17 protein-coding genes and 1 tRNA gene are annotated in these 17,567 nt (G+C 69.8%); 13 read left to right on the top strand and 5 right to left on the bottom strand.

Annotated features, from left to right (window positions below; all coding sequences use genetic code 11):
• From tmk to QZ483_RS01680, 9 genes are all read left to right on the top strand, one after another.
• On the top strand, positions 1 to 556 hold a 556-nt coding region (gene tmk, locus QZ483_RS01720), incomplete at its 5' end, for a dTMP kinase (RefSeq protein ID WP_297081256.1).
• Positions 553 to 1,695, top strand: coding sequence for a DNA polymerase III subunit delta' (locus QZ483_RS01715; protein WP_297081255.1), 1,143 nt, complete (start codon positions 553 to 555; stop codon positions 1,693 to 1,695). The genes tmk and QZ483_RS01715, both read left to right, overlap by 4 nt.
• Positions 1,696 to 1,704: 9 nt before the next feature.
• The gene (locus QZ483_RS01710; RefSeq protein ID WP_297081254.1) at positions 1,705 to 3,267 is read left to right on the top strand and encodes an alpha/beta hydrolase; all 1,563 of its coding nucleotides are present in this window, start codon (positions 1,705 to 1,707) and stop codon (positions 3,265 to 3,267) included.
• A gap of 56 nt (positions 3,268 to 3,323) precedes the next feature.
• Positions 3,324 to 3,399 (top strand) — tRNA-Thr (locus QZ483_RS01705).
• 169 nt (positions 3,400 to 3,568) lie between these two features.
• Complete coding sequence (locus QZ483_RS01700; RefSeq protein WP_297081253.1) at positions 3,569 to 4,489, top strand: ABC transporter ATP-binding protein; 921 nt, start codon at positions 3,569 to 3,571, stop codon at positions 4,487 to 4,489.
• Entirely contained in the window at positions 4,486 to 5,268 is a 783-nt protein-coding gene (locus QZ483_RS01695; RefSeq protein WP_297081252.1) for a hypothetical protein, read from the top strand. The genes QZ483_RS01700 and QZ483_RS01695 overlap by 4 nt, the downstream gene beginning before the upstream one ends.
• A gap of 45 nt (positions 5,269 to 5,313) precedes the next feature.
• Positions 5,314 to 5,988, top strand: a complete 675-nt coding sequence (locus QZ483_RS01690) for a TIGR00266 family protein (RefSeq protein ID WP_297081251.1) — start codon at positions 5,314 to 5,316, stop codon at positions 5,986 to 5,988.
• Between the two features lie 53 nt (positions 5,989 to 6,041).
• Positions 6,042 to 6,809, top strand: coding sequence for a CPBP family intramembrane glutamic endopeptidase (locus QZ483_RS01685; protein WP_297081250.1), 768 nt, complete (start codon positions 6,042 to 6,044; stop codon positions 6,807 to 6,809).
• Positions 6,810 to 6,925: 116 nt separating this feature from the next.
• A complete protein-coding gene (locus QZ483_RS01680; protein WP_297081249.1) occupies positions 6,926 to 7,801 on the top strand; it encodes a MarR family winged helix-turn-helix transcriptional regulator in 876 nt (291 codons plus the stop codon).
• Positions 7,802 to 7,855: 54 nt separating this feature from the next.
• Here the strand turns inward: QZ483_RS01680 and QZ483_RS01675 are convergent, their stop codons facing one another.
• Positions 7,856 to 8,083, bottom strand: coding sequence for an RNA-binding S4 domain-containing protein (locus tag QZ483_RS01675; protein WP_297081248.1), 228 nt, complete (start codon positions 8,081 to 8,083; stop codon positions 7,856 to 7,858).
• A gap of 236 nt (positions 8,084 to 8,319) precedes the next feature.
• Between QZ483_RS01675 and QZ483_RS01670 the strand changes: the two genes are divergently transcribed.
• The 4 genes from QZ483_RS01670 (at position 8,320) to QZ483_RS01655 (ending at position 13,269) form a co-directional block, all read left to right on the top strand.
• A complete protein-coding gene (locus tag QZ483_RS01670) occupies positions 8,320 to 9,732 on the top strand; it encodes an oligosaccharide MFS transporter (protein ID WP_297081247.1) in 1,413 nt (470 codons plus the stop codon).
• A gap of 14 nt (positions 9,733 to 9,746) precedes the next feature.
• Positions 9,747 to 10,763, top strand: coding sequence for a family 43 glycosylhydrolase (locus tag QZ483_RS01665; protein ID WP_297081246.1), 1,017 nt, complete (start codon positions 9,747 to 9,749; stop codon positions 10,761 to 10,763).
• 228 nt (positions 10,764 to 10,991) lie between these two features.
• Entirely contained in the window at positions 10,992 to 11,513 is a 522-nt protein-coding gene (locus QZ483_RS01660; protein WP_297081245.1) for a PadR family transcriptional regulator, read from the top strand.
• Positions 11,514 to 11,550: 37 nt separating this feature from the next.
• Positions 11,551 to 13,269, top strand: a complete 1,719-nt coding sequence (locus tag QZ483_RS01655; RefSeq protein WP_297081244.1) for an AarF/ABC1/UbiB kinase family protein — start codon at positions 11,551 to 11,553, stop codon at positions 13,267 to 13,269.
• 103 nt (positions 13,270 to 13,372) lie between these two features.
• Here the strand turns inward: QZ483_RS01655 and QZ483_RS01650 are convergent, their stop codons facing one another.
• From QZ483_RS01650 to QZ483_RS01635, 4 genes are all read right to left on the bottom strand, one after another.
• Complete coding sequence (locus QZ483_RS01650; RefSeq protein WP_297081243.1) at positions 13,373 to 14,836, bottom strand: NAD-dependent succinate-semialdehyde dehydrogenase; 1,464 nt, start codon at positions 14,834 to 14,836, stop codon at positions 13,373 to 13,375.
• 208 nt (positions 14,837 to 15,044) lie between these two features.
• A complete protein-coding gene (locus tag QZ483_RS01645; protein ID WP_297081242.1) occupies positions 15,045 to 16,283 on the bottom strand; it encodes a multidrug effflux MFS transporter in 1,239 nt (412 codons plus the stop codon).
• On the bottom strand, positions 16,280 to 16,708 hold the full coding sequence (locus tag QZ483_RS01640; protein ID WP_297081241.1) for a RidA family protein: 429 nt from the start codon (positions 16,706 to 16,708) through the stop codon (positions 16,280 to 16,282). Before QZ483_RS01640 ends, QZ483_RS01645 begins: the two co-directional genes overlap by 4 nt.
• 3 nt (positions 16,709 to 16,711) lie before the next feature.
• On the bottom strand, positions 16,712 to 17,566 hold the full coding sequence (locus QZ483_RS01635; protein ID WP_297081240.1) for a fumarylacetoacetate hydrolase family protein: 855 nt from the start codon (positions 17,564 to 17,566) through the stop codon (positions 16,712 to 16,714).
• Between the last annotated feature and the right edge of the window lies 1 nt (position 17,567).

Raw genomic sequence — 17,567 nt, 5'->3', positions numbered from 1 at the left:
CCAGGCGATCATGCACGGCGGCCACGTGGCCCCGCGCGCGGAGGCGCTGTTGTACGCCGCAGACCGCGCGCACCACATCCACACCAAGGTGCGGCCGGCTCTCGAGCGCGGCGCGGTGGTGCTGCAGGACCGCTACGTCGACTCGTCGATCGTGTACCAGGGCGGCGCGCGCGGGCTGGGCGAGGAGGTCGAGCGGATCTCCCGCTGGGCCACGGAGGGCCTGCTGCCCGACCTCACGATCGTTCTCGACATGGAGCCGTCGCAGGGCCGCCTGGACCGCGAGCTGGACCGGGTCGAGCGCGAGACCGCCGAGTACGCCGCGCTCATCCGCCAGGCCTTCCGCGACCTCGCGGCGCGCGCGCCCGAGCGCTACGCGGTCATCGACGCCGCGCGCACGGTCGAGGAAGTGGCGGCAGACGTGGCCGCCGCGACGGCCGATGCCATGGCGAGGAAGGGCTTCGGCCCGGCCGATGCATGGGCTCGGCTGGGAGCGGCGGGCACCCCGGGTGACGAAGGCGCCGGGGATCTCGCGACCGAGCCGTGGGGCACCCCGTGAGTGTGTGGGATGCGGTGGTGGGCCAGGAGGTCGCCATCGCGCCGCTCAAGACCGCGGCGGCGGATGTGTCCGCGATGACTCACGCGTGGATCATCACCGGGCCGCCCGGATCCGGCCGCTCGCATGCCGCGCGGGCGTTCGCTGCTGCGCTGCAGTGCCCGCAGCAGGGGTGCGGCGAGTGCCAGGCATGCACCACTGCGCTGAGCGGCGCGCACGCCGATGTCACGGTGCTGGCGACGGAGAAGGTCACCATTTCGATCGAGGAGGTGCGCGGACTCATCTCGACCGCGCAGACCTCGCCCAGCGAGGGGCGCTGGCGCGTGATCATCATTGAGGATGCCGACCGCATGACGGAGCGCACCTCCAACGTCCTGCTGAAGTCCATCGAGGAGCCGCCGCCGCGGACCGTGTGGCTGTTGTGCGCGCCCGCGGGCGAGGACATCGCGGTGACCATCCGCTCGCGGTCGCGCAAGGTGACCTTGCGGATGCCTGACCCGGAGGTGGTGGCCCAACTCCTGGTGGACCGCGACGGCGTCGAGCCCGAGCTCGCGCGTCAGTGCGCCTATGCGGCGCAGAGCCACATCGGCATCGCGCGGCGTCTCGCTCGTGACCCCGAGGCCCGTGCACGCCGCGACCAGGTGCTCGCTCTCGCGACGGAGATTCGCGGGGTCGGGGACGCGGTGCTGGCGGCAGCGGACCTGGTAGAAGTTGCCGAGGCGGATGCCAAAGCGGCCACCGAGGAGCGCGACGTCGCCGAGCGCAACGAGCTGCTGCGCACGCTCGGTGCCGACGATGGGGGCCGGCTGCCTCCCGCGCTGCGCTCCCAGGTCAAGCAGCTGGAGGACGACCAGAAGCGGCGCGCGACCCGGCACAAGCGCGATGTGTTCGACCGAGCGATCGTGGACCTGATGTCGCTGTACCGGGACGTCGCCAGCATCCAGGTGGGGGCGCGAGATCCCCTCATCAACGAGTCGCACCGGGGCCACGTCGAGTCCCTTGCCGGACGCACGGTGCTCGCGGACACGATGCGCTGCCTGGACGCGCTGGCCCAGACCCGCGAGCGACTGGCGCAGAACGTGTCGCCGCTGCTCGCGCTCGAGGCGATGGCGCTCGCGCTGAGGCCGCGCAGCGCCGCGTAGGCTGGCCGCATGACCCTCGGACCCCGTGCTGTGGCGGTCGTGCTCGCCCTCGGCGCGCTCGTCGTGACCGGCTGCTCGCCCGACAAGACGCAAGTCTCGCCCACCGCCGGGCCGTCCGACGGCGACGCCGTCGAGGTCGGGCCTTCGGCTGAGGCCACCGCGCCATCGTCGGGCGACCTGCCCGCGGTCTACGAGCAGGAGGTCTCGTGGAGCACGTGCGACGAGCTCGAGTGCGCGACCATCCAGGTCCCGCTCGACTGGTCGGATCCCCACGGCGCGACCATCGACCTCGCTATCAACCGCCACCCGGCGCGTGAAGCCGACCAGCGCATCGGCTCCCTGCTCATCAACCCCGGTGGGCCGGGCGGATCCGGGCTCGACTTCACCGAGAGCCTCGTGGCGCGGTCCGGCGACGCCCTCATCGACACCTACGACATCGTGGGCTTCGACCCCCGTGGCGTGGGGCAGTCGACGGGGGTGGTGTGCGGCTCGGACGCGCAGATCGACGCGTTCTACCTGCAGGACGTCTTCGTCGAGACGGAGGCACAGGCCCAGGCGGATCGCGAGCGCGTCGCTGAATTCGCGGCCGTGTGCGAGGCGGACACCGGGCCCCTGATCCGCAACATCGACACCGTGAGCGCCGCGCGCGACATGGACGTGATCCGTGCGGTATTGGGCGACGACAAGCTGCATTACCTGGGCTTCTCGTACGGCACGTGGCTGGGCAGCGTCTATGCGGAGCTCTACCCCGACAACGTCGGTCGTGTCGTGCTCGACGCGGTCGCCGACTTCCTGCGCCCCGCCGAGGACTTCGCCCTCGAGCAGGCACGCGGCTTCGAAGATGCGCTCACCAGCTTCCTGACCTGGTGCCTGGCGCGCAGCGAGTGCGCGCTGACCGGCACGGTGGAGCAGGCGCGCTCGACGGTTCAGGCGTTGCTCGCGGAGGCCGAGGCGGACCCGATGTTCACCGGATTCGACGTGGACCTGAACCGCAACCTCATGGAGACCGGGATGGTCGCGACGCTGTACGACGAGGCGGCGTGGGAGTACCTCAACATCGGGCTCGAGGAGGTGCTCGACCAGCGCACCGGCTCGATACTTTTCCAGCTCGCCAACTTCTACCTGGATCGTGATGCGGATTCGGGCGAGTACCTGGCGAACCAGACCTGGTTCTTCACGGCGATCAACTGCCTGGACGCTCCCGAGGAGGACAACTGGAGCATCGAAGAGATCGACGACTTCCGCGATCTCATGGAGCAGGCCTCGCCCACGTTCGGGCGCACCTTCGTCTCCGACACCGGGTGCGAAGGCTGGCCGTGGCACGCCGACGAGATCATCACGTCGCTCGACAACGCCGCCACGGCACCGCAGATGCTCGTCATCGGCACCACGGGCGACCCGGCGACTCCGCTCGCGTGGTCCGAGGACATGGCCGAGCGCCTGGGCGCCGGGATGGTGGTCTACGAGGGCGAGGGCCACACCGCGTACGGGCGCTCCAACCAATGCGTGACGGATGCCGTCGACGGCTTCCTGGTGGACGGCGTGATGCCGGATTCGGGAACTCGATGCTGACGCGCTAAGATATCTACTCGCGTCGCCTCGTGCGGCGCGCGCGTCGTCAGGCGCACGCCGCCTTAGCTCAGTCGGCAGAGCGATTCACTCGTAATGAATAGGTCAAGGGTTCGATTCCCTTAGGCGGCTCCACTGGAAGCCCCGGTCTCTCCTCGAGACCGGGGTTTTCTCATGGTCCGTTGCGCGTCGCGGTGATCGCGAACGCGGACATTCGCGACATGTACAAAGTCTTTCGAACCTTGTGCCTATCTGGCTTTCTGTGGCTAGACTGCCGAGGGAACCGGACGAGAGGGCATGGCTCATGATCGAAGTTGCTGGACTGTCCAAGACCTACGGGTCCAAGAAGGCCGTCGACGATGTGAGCTTCACCGCTCCGGCGGGATCGGTGACCGGGTTCCTCGGACCTAACGGTGCGGGCAAGTCGACCACGATGCGGATGATCATGGGGCTCGACCGGCCCAACGCGGGCACCGCGACCATCGACGGCAAGCCTCTGGCCGCACATGCCGCGCCCATGCGGGTGGCCGGCGCGCTGTTGGAGGCCAAGTCGGTGACGCCGGGCCGCACGGCGCGCAACCACCTGCGCGTCATCGCCGCGTCCCACGGGATCGGCAAGAAGCGCGTGGACGAGGTCATCCAGATGACCGGCCTCGACACCGTCGCGAAGAAGCGCGTGAAGGGCTTCTCGCTCGGCATGGGCCAGCGCCTGGGCATCGCCACCGCGATGCTCGGCGACCCCTCGACGCTGATCATGGACGAGCCGGTCAACGGACTCGACCCTGACGGCGTGCTGTGGGTGCGCAACCTCGCCCGCCACTTCGCCTCTGAAGGCCGCACTGTCCTGCTGTCGAGCCACCTCATGAGCGAGGTGCAGCTGACAGCGGACCGTGTAGTCGTGATCGGGCGCGGCAGGATCCTCGAGCAGGGCACGATCGCGGACTTCACCGCGCAGGCCGCGTCGGGCGCGGTCACCGTGCGGACCTCTGACGACGCCAAGCTCACGCAGATCATTGCCGCGGAGGGCGGCAAGGCCACGCCGTCCAGTGAGGCGCTCGTGGTCGACGGACTGGAGCCTGCGCGTATCGCGCAGCTCGCGGTGGGCGCCGGCCTGGACCTGCATGAGCTGGTGAAGACCAACGCCACCCTCGAGGAGGCCTACCTGAGCCTCACCGCCGATGCCGTCGAATACCACGCCACGTCCCAGGAAGGAGCGGCCCAGTGAGCGCCACTCTTGAGAAGGCACGCCTGAGCTACGGCAACGCGGTCGGTGCCGAATGGCTGAAGCTCACCACCATGCGCGGCATGTGGTGGGTCGCGATTGCTTCGGTTGCGCTGAGCCTGGTCACCGTCGGCACCTCGAGCCACGCTCCGCCGGAAGCCGGCGCCGAACTCGACTGGACCATGTCGACCATCGCGAGCGCGATCGTCACCGCCTGGGTCATCGTGTCGGTCTATGCCGCCCTGCAGGCCACTGGCGAGTGGAGCTCGGGCATGTACCGGGTGACCTTCGCCGTGGTGCCCAAGCGGAACCTGTGGCTGGCCGCCAAGGCGACCGTTATGGGCATCTACGCAGGGTTGGTCGCGATCGTCGTGACGGCCGCGTCCACGGCGATCATGCTGTTCCGGTACCCCGACGAGTCGGTCGTCGACCTGGCCGACGTGCGCACGTGGGAGACGTTCATCGGAGTGCCCGCGGTGTGCGTGATGACCGCGATCATGGCGGTCGGCATCGGCGCGCTGGTGCGTTCGAGTGGCATCGCCGTCGTCGTGGTGGTCGGTTTGCTCGTGCTGCTGCCGTTCGCGGGCCTGTTCGGGCTCGACTGGCTGGCGGAGATCACCGCCTACCTGCCCACTGGTGCGGGCGACTCGATCGTCCAGAGCGGAGCATTCGGTGCCAGCAGCAAGGACCTGGGCGTGTGGCTCGGCTCCGCAGTGATGCTCGCGTGGTCCGTGGGCGCATGCCTGTTCGCCGCGATCGCCATGAAGCGCCGCGACGCCTAGAGCAGCACCTGACACCACCACACGGCACTACTGAGGAGTACGCACATGGACGTTCAGATCACCTCTGGCCCTGCGTTCGCGATGGGCACCATCACGGTTCCCGCTGGTGGCTCGGTCCGCGTCGAGGCCGGCGCGATGGCCATGACGCGTGGAGACATCTCAATGGAGACGTCGACGCGCGGCGGGTTCATGAGCGGCCTCAAGCGGTCGTTCGGCGGTGAGAGCTTCTTCGTCAACGACTTCCAGTCCGGCTCCGGTGGCCAGGTGGGCGTCGCGGCGACCCTCCCGGGCGACATGGCAGAGGTGTCGCTCGACGGCTCCGGTGCGCTGCTGGTGCAGTCCGGGTCGTGGATCGCGTCGGACACGTCGATCGAGGTGGACTCGAAGTGGGGCGGCGGCAAGTCATTCTTCTCGGGTGAGGGCCTGATCCTGCTGCGCTGCACCGGTGCAGGCGAGCTGCTGCTGGCCTCGTACGGCGCCATTCAGGCAGTCACCCTCGAGGCCGGCGAGACCCTCACCCTCGACACGGGCCACGTGGTGGCCTTCGACGATTCGGTGCAGTACTCGGTGCGCAAGGCCGGCTCGTGGAAGTCCACGATCCTGGGCGGCGAGGGACTGGTCACGGACTTCACCGGACCCGGGCGCGTGTGGCTGCAGACGCGCTCCAGCAATGACTTGGTTGATTGGATCAAGAAGGTCAACCCCCAGCGGAACAGCTGAGCGGTGGCATCGCGCCGAGTTGATCGTGGCTAACAAGAGGAGAAGACAACACTATGAGAGTTGAACCCAAGCCCCTCGTCGGAATCGTGGCATTCCTGCTGTACGTCGGCGTCGTCGCCGCACTCACGGTCTTCGTCGGGCCCGACTACGACGAGGTCGCGGCGTCGACGGAGAACATCCTCAACGGCGTCGTCATCCCGGTCGGCGCAGCAGCCGTCGGCATGGTCGCGCTCACGTCGTACCTGGGCTGGTGGGGGCCAGCGCTGCGGGACCGTCACCGCGCTCCCGCGTGGACCATCATCGCACCGCTGCTTATGGTGGGAATGGTCGTCTTCAATCTGGTCGGGACCGACTTCGGACAGCTGGAGACGAGCTACTTGCTGGTGCTCGCTGGCGGCATGCTGCTCGTGGGCCTGGGCGAGGAGCTGACCACACGCGGAGTCCTGCTCGTGTCCATGCGCGGCAGGGCGAACGAGTTCGTTGCGTGGCTGGTGAGCACGGTGTGCTTCGGCCTCATGCACTTGCTCAACTTCGTCTTCGGTCAGGACCTCGGGGGGACGCTCCAGCAGGTGGCCCTCACCATGATCTTCGGCACGGGCTTCTACATCCTGCGCCGTGCCACGGGCTCGCTGATCTGGGCGATGCTCCTGCACGCTCTGTGGGACTTCTCCATCTTCGTCAACGGCGAGGCGGGTGAGGTTCCGGTCATGAACAGCCTGCTGACCATCGTGCTCTATGTCGCTCTGCCGCTGGCTCTGATCTGGGCCATCAAGGGCGCCAAGGAGCGGCTCGACCGCGTTCCGGAGCCCGCGACAGCCTGAGGCTCTCGGTGGCTCCAGGACGGAGGCCCCGTGCAGAGGTGACCACCGCGTCATCCCTGCGCGGGGCCTCCGTCGTTCTCGCCGCGCGACTCTCGCGCTCGGCCTAGAATTGGTGAGTGGAATCCGAGGGTGAGCTGGACGCGCAGTCGGCGCGGCTCATCCGCGCCGTCCGCGAGTATGCCGCCGCGTTCACTGCGGCCGCAGACGAAGGGTTCGGGACAGACCACCTCAACAACCCCCAGCTCTTCGCGATCGCCGCGCTCGCTCGCGGGCGCGGCCTCGCCACCGGTGAGCTCGCTCGCGTGGCTCAGGTGAATCGGCGCACGCTCAACGAGTTCATCCAGCAGCTCGAGGCCGTCGGCCTGGTGGAGATGGCGTCCGATCCCGCAGACCGGCGGGTGCGGCTCGTCCAGCTGTCCACGTCGGGCGTGGCGGCGGTAGCCGAAGCGAGGAAGCGCCTCGCGGCCTTCTTCGACGAGGCCGCTCCGCTCGCGCAAGAGATCGCCGACCTGACCGCGCCGCGTAGCGATGCCCCGTTGTCCGGCAGGTCGTCATCGGCGCGCCAGGCGGTGTCAGCCGACGCCCGGGCGGCGAGCGACCCCCTCGACCTGGCGGTCATGATCGCCCAGGTGGGCATGGATTTCTCGAACACGGTGCGCCAGCGGCTCGACGACATGGGCCTCCACGGCATGCGCGGCCCGCGCATGCATATCCTGTCGCTCCTGCGGGCCCACGGCGTGCTGAGGCCGGGCAGCCTCTCGCAGAGTCTGCGCCGGTCCGCCTCCACGGTGACGTACCTCGTGAACCTTTTGGAGCAGGACGGCCTCGTCGAGCGCTCTCGCGACAGTGCGGCCGACGGGCGCGCGGTCAGCATCCGGCTCACCGACGCGGGACGTGCGGCCGCGGACACCTATGTCCTCGGACTGCTCGATCACCGCGATTCGATCCACGCCCGCTTCTCGAGCCTCCGCCTGGGCGTGCGTGCGGCCTGAGGGCCGCCCGCAGCATTCTCCGCGCGAGCGGTGCCGGACTGTCGTGCGATGTAGTCAGTCGCTGACGCGCGCCTGGCGTCCGGCGAAGCTCACCACGTCCCCGACGACGAGCTGGCGACCCCGGCGCAGATCCACCTCTCCGTTGACTGTCACCTCGCCCTCGCGGATCGCGGCCTTGGCCTCGCCGCCGGTGTCCACGAGCCCGGCGAGCTGGAGGAACTGGCCCAGGCGAATGACGTCGACGCCGGCGGGGACGTCGTCGATGGGAGCAGGTCTGGTCATGTCCGCATGCTAGCTGCCGCGTCGCGCAGTCGCCCCACGAGGCCACGGCGAACGCCCCTACTCCCAGGACCTCGGACCCGCGCTTGTGACCGGTCACAGTCGGACAATCAAGGGAACGCCGTGACCCGCAGTCGGGCCACATCCCTCCAGGAACCGCCTGGGTCACGCCGTCCGCGACGCGCCCCGGACCCACCCCCGCGCGACACGGCCCCGTGCCGCGGAAAGGACGTGTCGCCATGAGCGCACCCGCAGCACCCGCAGCAGCCGCACCGGAAGCGACCTCCAGCCTCCTCACCTCCGTCAACCGAGGCGTCTTCTGGAACTACGGGGGCCTGTACTTCTTCTACTTCGCGATCTGGCAGATCGCCTTCAGCTTCCTGGGCCTGTGGCTCGCGGACGGCGGCATGAACCCCGCCAACATCGGCCTCGTCAACACGGTGATGGCGATCACCGCGCTGTGCCTGCAGCCGCTGTACGGCTATCTCCAGGATCGCCTGGGCCTGCGTAAGCACCTGTTCGCCTTCGTGGTGCTGTGCGCCGCCATGGTGGGGCCGTTCTTCTCGTTCGTGTTCGTGCCGCTCATGGGTGTGAACATGACGCTCGCGGCCGTCGTGGGGGGCATGTACCTCGCGTTGGTGCTGCTCGCCGGCGTCTCCGTGGTCGAGGCATTCAACGAGCGCGCGTCCCGCGCCAACCGCTTCGAGTACGGCCACGCGCGCCTGTTCGGCTCGCTCGGCGGTGCCTCGGCGACGTTCGTGGGCGGAGTCCTGTGGGCGTCCAACCCCACCAGCGTGTGGTGGGCGGCGTCGTTCGCTGCCCTGGTGCTGGGAGTCCTGCTGTTCGTCGCGAGGGTGCCGGAGCAGGCGGCCGATGCGGCGGGCACCTCCCGCGAGAGCGGCACCAAGATCTCGGTCGCCACGATCAAGCAGCTGCTCACGGACCGCAGCTTCGCGGGCTTCGTCGTGCTGATGTTCGGCACGGCGGCGCTGTACGACGTGTTCGACCAGCAGTTCTCGATCTACTTCGCGAGCTTCGTGGACCACGGCAACCCCGAGCAGCTCTTCGCGAACGTCGTCACGATCCAGATCTTCTGCGAGGCCGCGGTGATGCTGGTGGCGCCGTGGTTCGTCAACAAGATCGGCGCGAAGCGCGGGCTGCAGCTGTTCGCCGCGATCCTGGTGGTGCGGGTGCTGGGCTCGGCCCTGTTCACCACGACCGAGGCGCTCATCGCGTGGCGTCTGCTCGCGGCCATCGAGATGCCGCTGATGCTGGTGTCCGTCATGAAGTACATCACCCGGATGTTCGACGTGAAGATCTCTGCGACGGCCTACATGCTGGGCTTCGGCGTCGCGAAGTCGTTGGGCGTGGCGCTGTTCTCGACCACGTTCGGGCTGTCCTACGAGGCCATCGGCTACTCGAGCACCTACCTCGTGATGACGGGGGCGATCGTGGTGCTCACCGTGGTGGCGAGCCTGTTCATGCGCAACGACCTGGGCAGGCTGGCTCCGGGGGAGGACGTGGCGGCCGGCATCGAGGGGCCCGATGGCCTGGACGGCACCTCCGCCGAGGCACCCGTCGACATCGTCGATGCGGTCCCAGCGGCAGGTGACGCCGTCGCCACCGAGCCGGCCCGCGTGCCCGTACGCTGAGCGAGGAGGAGACCATGACCGCTCTCGCGATCCCCAGCCCCATCGTTCTGCAGCGCGCCGACCCGTGCGTGCTACGCCACGACGGCCAGTACTACTTCACCGGTTCTCACCCGCTGTACGACCGGATCGTTCTGCGCCGGGCGTCGCGTTTGGAGGATCTCCAGGCCGCTCCCGAGGCGACCATCTGGACCAAGCACACGGACGGGCCGCAGTCGCACCTCATCTGGGCGCCCGAGATCCACCGCGTGAGCGACGCCTGGTACATCTACTACGCCGCTGCCCCCAACGGCGCGCCCAGCGCGGACGCGCCCGGCGCTGCGGACACGTTCAACCACCGCGTCTACGTGCTCGAGTGCACGGACGCGGATCCCATCGAGGGGGAGTGGGTCGAGCGCGGGCAGGTGGACACCGGGTGGGAGTCGTTCGCGCTCGACGCCACCAGCTTCGTGCACGGGGGCGTGCAGTACCTGGTGTGGGCGCAGGAGCGCGCCGGCGTCCACGGGCACTCGAACCTCTACATCTCGCGCATGGCCAACCCGTGGACGCTCGCGACCCCGGCGGTCGAGCTGACGCGGCCCGAGTTCGACTGGGAGAAGCAGGTCTTCTCTGTCAACGAGGGGCCGTCGGTGCTGATCCGCGACGGGCGCGTGTACCTGACGTATTCAGCGTCCGGCACCGGCATCGAGTACGCGATGGGCGTGCTTACGGCCTCTGCGGATGCGGATCTGCTGGACCCGTCCTCGTGGGAGAAGTCGCCCGACCCGGTCTTCACGTCCGACCCTTCGGTGGGAATCTACGGACCGGGCCACAACTCCTTCACCGAGACCCCCGATGGCGACACGGTCCTGGTCTTCCACGCGCGCACCTACACCGAGATCGTGGGTGACCCGCTGTGGGAGCCCAACCGTCAGGCGTGCGCGCAGGTGCTGCCGTTCGTCGACGGCAAGCCGGTGTGGGGCACCCCGCTGCCGCTGTCGCGCCCGGCGCCCACCTCGACAGAGGTGCTGCCGCCGGAGGGCCTGTCGGGTTAGCGCCCCGCGCCCCCACCCCCCCCGCGCCCACCCACTCGCCCGCTTCCTTAGCGCCCCAGTGGAGCGCCAGTGTGGATCTGAACGCGGCCGCGGATCCTGGTGGAGTCTGAGCGTCACAGGGCCCACACGCGCTTGCAGTTGGCCTCAGCCCGTGCGACACTAGCGATATATCGTTCACTATCGCCCGATAGTGCGTTCATCCGTCGACCAGCACTACAGGAGGTCACCATGAGCACCAAGTCCGGCAACCCCGCAGACGCCATGTGGGAGGCCATGGAGCAGCTCCGCTCCGAGTTCACCAAGCGCGTGGGCCCGCGCATGGGCCGCGGCGACGTCCGCGCCGCCGTCCTCGCCCTCCTCCAGGAGGAGCCCATGCACGGCTACCAGATCATCCGCGAGATCGGCGAGCGCACCGGCGGCCGTTGGAGGCCGAGCGCCGGCTCGGTCTACCCGACCCTCCAGCTCCTCGCGGACGAGGGCCTCGTCACGTCCGCCACCGAGAACGACCGCAAGGTCTACTCGCTCACCGCGGAAGCCGAGGCCGAAGCGACCGTCGCCGCCGCATCGGCCCCCTGGGTGAAGGACGAGAAGGAGGACGGCCACTTCGGCCCCGTCCCCAAGGCCGGCGTCGACCTCGCCCAGGCAGCCGCCCAGGCCGCCCGCACCGGCACCGCCGACCAGCAGCGCGAGGTCGCGGACCTTCTCGACAGCACCCGACGTAAGATCTATTCGATCCTCGCTCAGGACTGACCAGACGCACCCGGCGCGGCGAGGACGAGGAGAGTCGATGCCCGCCCCGACGCACGATCGCGCGCGCTACCGCCGCATCCTGCGCTTCGCCGCCCGGCACCTCGCGGTCACGTGGTGGTACGAGATCCTGCTGCCCCTCATCGGGCTGCGGGGGATCGCCGAGCGCACGCGCACCGAGCGCCTGAGGCGTTTCGCCCGGCGCTTCCGCGGGCTCGCGATCGAGCTCGGCGGCCTCATGATCAAGCTGGGACAGTTCATGTCGTCGCGCCTGGACGTGCTGCCGCCCGAGGTCACGAAGGAGCTCGAGGGGCTCCAGGACGAGGTGCCGCCAGTCGACTTCGACCAGATCGGCGCCCTCGCGCAGGAGCAGCTGGGCGTGCCGCTCGAGCGTGTGTTCGCGCAGATCGACACGGACCCGGTCGCGGCCGCCTCGCTGGGCCAGGCCTACCGCGCTCGGCTCGCGGACGCGGACGCCGCGGACATGGGATTCGCCGACGTCATCGTCAAGGTCCAGCGTCCCGGCATCGGAGGGATCGTCGCCGTCGACATCGAGGCGCTGCGCCGCATCGCGCGGTGGCTCGCGCGCCTCCGATTCGTCAACAAGCGCGTCGACATGCCCGCGCTGATCGAGGAGTTCGCGTCCACCAGCCGCGAGGAGATCGACTACCTCCACGAGGGCGCGAACGCCGAGCGCTTCGACGAGATCTTCGCGGACAACCCGCGCGTGCGCGTGCCACGGATTGTGTGGGAGCGGACGACCCGCCAGGTGCTCACCATGGAGGACGTCACCGCGATCAAGATCTCGGACCGTGCGGGGCTGACCGCCGCGGGCATCGACCCCACCGAGGTCGCCTCCGCGTTCGCGTCCATCATGTTCGAGCAGCTCTTCGAGCACAGCTTCTTCCATGCGGATCCGCATCCCGGCAACCTGTTCGTGACGCCGACATCGCAGATGGCCGATGCGGTGGCTGGGTCGGGGGGTGACGCGCATAGCCCCGAGGGGTCCGGCTGGGCGATCACCTTCGTGGACTTTGGGATGATGGGCCGGGTTCCGGAGCACCTGCGCTCGTCGCTGCGGGCACTGATCATCGCCTCGGCGGCGCGCGACGGCGCGGGTATGGTTCAGGCGATGCTGGACGCGGGCGTACTGCTGCCCGGGGCCGACACCGACGAGCTCGAGCGCGTCATCACCGAGGTGTTCTCGCGGTTCGGTGGCATGGGCTTCGCGGAGCTGCGCGAGGTGGACGAGCGGGAGTTCCGCGAGTTCGCGCTCGAGTTCGGCGACGTCATGCTGTCGATGCCGTTCCAGATGCCCGAGGACTTCCTGCTCATCATCCGTGCGGTGTCGCTGACCTCGGGCGTGTGCAGCACCCTCGATCCCGCGTACAACGTGTGGGACACGCTCGAGCCCTACGCGCAGAAGCTGTTGCGGGAGCAGGGCGGCCGGTTCGCGGCCGACGTGGGGCGCGAGGCGATCGAGATCCTGGGGATCGCCTGGCGCCTGCCGCGCCGGGTCGACCGCGTGCTGGAGCAGATCGACAAGGGCGACGTGAAGATCCGCACGCCGCGCCTCGAGGAGGCGGTCTCGCGCGCCGAGGCCACGGTGCGCCGGCTCGTGTCCGCGCTGGTGTTCGCCGCGCTGCTGGTGGGCGGCGCGATGGTCCGGCCGGACGAGCCGGGGCTGGGCGCAGCGCTCATGATCGGCTCGGTGGTCCCGCTCGCGCACGTCGTGTTCGGGCGGCGCGGGCCGCGGTAGCGCGCAGTCGCACCGCTCACGCTCCACTGGGTGACACGGAGCGCGCCAGATCCACACTCACGCTCCACTGGCGCGCTAGGAAACGGGGGAGGTGGGGCGGTGGTTACGCGGGCGTCATCGTGTACTTGGTCTGCAGGTACTCGTGGATCCCCTCGGCGCCGCCCTCGCGGCCCAGACCCGACATCTTCCATCCGCCGAACGGTGCGGAGGCGTTGGAGATCACGCCCACGTTGAGCCCCATCATCCCGGTGGCGAGCTGCTCGATCATTCGCTGACCGCGCGCGAGCGACTCGGTGTAGACGTAGGACACGAGCCCGTACTCGGTGTCGTTCGCCATGGCCACGGCCTCCTCCTCGGTGGAGAAGGTTGCGATGGCCAGGACCGGACCGAAGATCTCCTCGCGCCAGATGTCCGCCCCGGACTGCACGCCGGTGACCACGGTGGGCAGGTAGAACGTGCCCGCACCCTCCATCGCGGAGCCACCGGCCAGCACCGTCGCCCCACGCGTGACGGCATCGGTGACCAGCGCATCGGCCTTCGCGACGGCCTTGTCGTCGATGAGCGGGCCAATGGCCACGCCGTCCTCCGTGCCGCGTCCCACGCGCATCGCGGCCACGCGCTCCGTCACCCGTCGCGCGAACTCGTCGGCCACGGACTCGTGCACGATGAACCGGTTGGCTGCCGTGCACGCCTGGCCGATGTTGCGGAACTTCGCCGCCATCGCGCCGTCGACGGCGGCGTCCAGGTCCGCGTCCTCGAAGACCACGAACGGGGCGTTGCCGCCCAGCTCCATCGACGTCCGGAGCACCCCGGACGCAGCCTGCTCGAGCAGCGCGATGCCCACGCCGGTCGAGCCGGTGAAGGACAGCTTGCGCAGGCGCGGGTCGCGGATGATGGGCTCGGACACGGCGCCCGAGCTCGTGGTGGTGATGACGTTCACCACGCCCGCGGGCACGCCGGCCTCCTCGAGCAGGGCCGCGAACGCCAGGGTGGTGAGGGGCGTGAGGGCAGCGGGCTTGATCACCACGGTGCAGCCGGCGGCGAGCGCGGGCGCGATCTTGCGGGTCGCCATCGCGAGCGGGAAGTTCCACGGCGTGATGAGGAAGCACGGGCCCACGGGATGCTGCGTCACGATGGTGCGGCCGGTGCCCTCGGGGTTGGCACCGTAGCGGCCGGACAGGCGCGGCGCCTCCTCCGCGAACCAGCGCAGGAACTCGGCGCCGTAGGCGACCTCGCCGCGCGCCTGGTCGAGCGGCTTGCCCATCTCGACGGTCATGAGCAGGGCGAAGTCGTCGGCGCGCTCGGTGAGCAGGTCGAACGCGCGCCGGAGGATCTCGCCGCGTTCACGCGCGGGGGTCGCGGCCCAGGCGGGGAACGCGCGGTCGGCGGCGTCGAGCGCGGCCAGCCCGTCCTCCGGCGAGGCCGACGCGATGGTCTTGATCACGTCGCCCGTCGCTGGGTCCTGGACGTCGAGCGTCGCGCCGCCGGTCGCGCCGCGCCAGCGGCCATCGATAAACAGGCCGTCGGGGACGGAGGCGAGAAGGTCGGTCTCGCGGGTGTCAGTCATGGCAGCTCCTTGGGTGCAGAGTGATCACATACCGCTGGGTATGCATTGTCGCAGGTGGTGGATGCGCGCCGGCAGTCGTTCCGTGCCGAATGTGGGCGAAGAATGGCACTTGTTGACTGCCGGGACGCAGGGTGATGGATGGATGAGGGCCGATGCGGTGGCTGGGCGGGAGTGCCGAGGGGCGTCGGCAGGTCGAGTCGAGTCGCGGTCATGTCGGCACCTCCGCCGGGACGTGTCGGCGCGTGGAGACCCAGACGAGCACGCCGACTCCCGAGGCCAGCGCCGTCACCAGACCCAGGTTCGCGGCGGTCGGGCCCAGCAGGCCCGTGATGGGCGATCCGAACACGCCGCCGAGGAACTGCGCGGACCCGGCGAGCGCCGAGGCGGCGCCCGACGCGACCGCGGTGGTCTGGGCCCACGAGTGCGACCCCGGCAGCACCAGGCCCTGGCCCAGGGCGTAGACCATGGACGCCGCCCACAGCAGCAGTTCGGGCGCGCCCACGACCGCGAGGATGCCCAGCCCGGCGCCGGCGACGGCGCACATCGCGAATCCCACACCCAGCGGTGAGACCGGGTGGCGTCGCTGCACCACGCGACGGAACAGCTGGTTGCCCACGATCACCGCTACGGCGTTGGACCCGAACACCGCGGCGAACACCGCGGGCGAGTGCCCGAACTCCCGCTCGACGATGAAGGCGGCCGTGGTCACGTACGCGTAGAACCCGAACGAGTGCACCCCGAGCGCGAGCGCGACGCCGCGCAGCTCGCGGTCGCGCACCGCACGCACCAGCGCGCCGCCGATCGCGGCGACCCCGCCGGACTCCCGGCGTGCAGCGGGCAGTGTCTCCGGCACCATCCACGCGTAGGCCAGCACGATGACCCCGCCCACCGCGGCCATGGCCACGAAGTCGGCCCGCCAGCCCCACAGCGCTGCGATGCCGGCGCCGATCACGGGCGCGAGCACCGGCGCGAGCGCCGTGACCATCGACAGCAGGCCGATGCGCGAGGCCATCTGGGCCCGCGTTGTCGACACGTCGCGCACCACCGAGCGCGCGACCGCGATGCCCGCGGCGGCGCACAGCCCCGCCAGCAGCCGGACGGCGACGAGCATCTCGGGCGAGGTCGCGAAGGCCGCCGCGACGCACGCGACCGCCCACGCCCCGACTCCCATCAGGATGACCGGGCGCCGCCCCACGCGATCCGAGAGCGGACCCCACACCAGCTGGCCCACGCCGATTCCGAGCAGGAACGTGGTCACCGAGGCCTGGGTCAGGGCGTCGGAGCCCCCCAGGTCCTCCTGCATCGCGGGCAGCGAAGGCGTGTAGATGTCGACGGAGATGGGTCCGAGCGCCGTGAGCACGGCGAGGAGAGGAAGGAGCCGCGCGACCGGGACGCCTGCGGGGTTGCCGCGTGACGTCTCCGGGTTCGTGGGCTCCACCGTGCTCACGGCGCTGCGGAGTCGCCGAGCACCGCCACGAGGTCGCACTGGATCAGGCACCCTCCGTCGAGTGAGGCAGCCATCGCCTGACGTGCGGGACGGTTCGACGAGTCGGGGAACATCGCGAGCCACTCGCGGTTGAGGGCGTCGCGATCGCGGTAGTCCGCAAGCCAGAAGGTCATCTTGATGATGTCGTCGGTGGAGCCGCCGGCCTCGGCGAGAAGCGTCCGCACGTGAGCGAACACATTCGCGCACTGCTCGTCGAGAGTCGCCGGCATCTCGCGCGTCGACGGGTCACGGCCGGTCAGCACCCCGGACATCAGCAGTTCGCCGATGCGCGCGGCCGCCGGGATGGGGTTGGCGTGCCCGAAGCCGGGTAGGTCGATGCTCTGGCGGCGACGCTCGCCTCGCGCAGCACGCTCACCCCCCGACATGACTCAGCGCCCCTCGACGATCGTGTTCTCGATGGATCCCAGGCCCTCGACGGTCGCGCGGACCACATCGCCCGGCCGCAGCCAGTTCTGGGTGGGCGCACCAATGCCGGCGGGGGTGCCGGTCGCGAGGATGTCGCCGGGCATGAGCGTCATCACGGTGGTGAGGTACTCGATCTGCTCGAAGATGTCGTAGATGAGGTCGTCGGTGCGGGCCCGCTGGCGCTCCTCGCCGTTGACGGTCAGCGACAGCTCGAGCGCGTGCGGATCCGGGACCTCGTCAGCGGTGGTGAGCCAGGGTCCGATGGGCCCGTGGGTGTCGAAGGACTTGCCCAGCGTGAAGGTGGGGGAGCGCTTGGCCAGCCAGTCGCGCACGGAGACGTCGTTGGCGACCATGTAGCCGGCGATGACGCTCTGCGCGTCCGCGCGCGACACGTGGCGGCACTCGCGCCCGATCACCACGGCGAGCTCGACCTCGTAGTCGAGCTGCTCGGACACGGTGGGGCGTTCGACGTCGTCGTACGGGCCCACAATGCAGCTGACCTGCTTGTTGAACCACATCTGCGTCTCGGGGATGGGGATCCCGGCCTGGCGCGCCTCCTCGGCGTGCGCGGCGTAGTTCATGCCGATCCCCAGGTACTTCTGCGGCTCGTCGATGGGCGGCAGCAGCGTCACCGAGGACAGCGGCGTGGTCGACGCCTCGGCGGTGAGGATCGCATCGCGCAGCGAGTCCAGCCGCGGCAGCAGCGCCTTGAGCGAGGTGCCGACGCCGGGGACGCCGGAGATGTTGGTCACGCGGTCGCCGTCGACACGGCCGATGCGCACGGGGCCGTCGCCCAGGCGGTAGCGGGCAAGCTTCATG

The organism is uncultured Demequina sp., from assembly GCF_913055775.1.
Classification (GTDB): Bacteria; Actinomycetota; Actinomycetes; order Actinomycetales; family Demequinaceae; genus Demequina.
The sequence above is the reverse complement of the archived record's forward strand: the minus strand, read 5'-3'. Positions and strand labels throughout refer to the sequence as shown.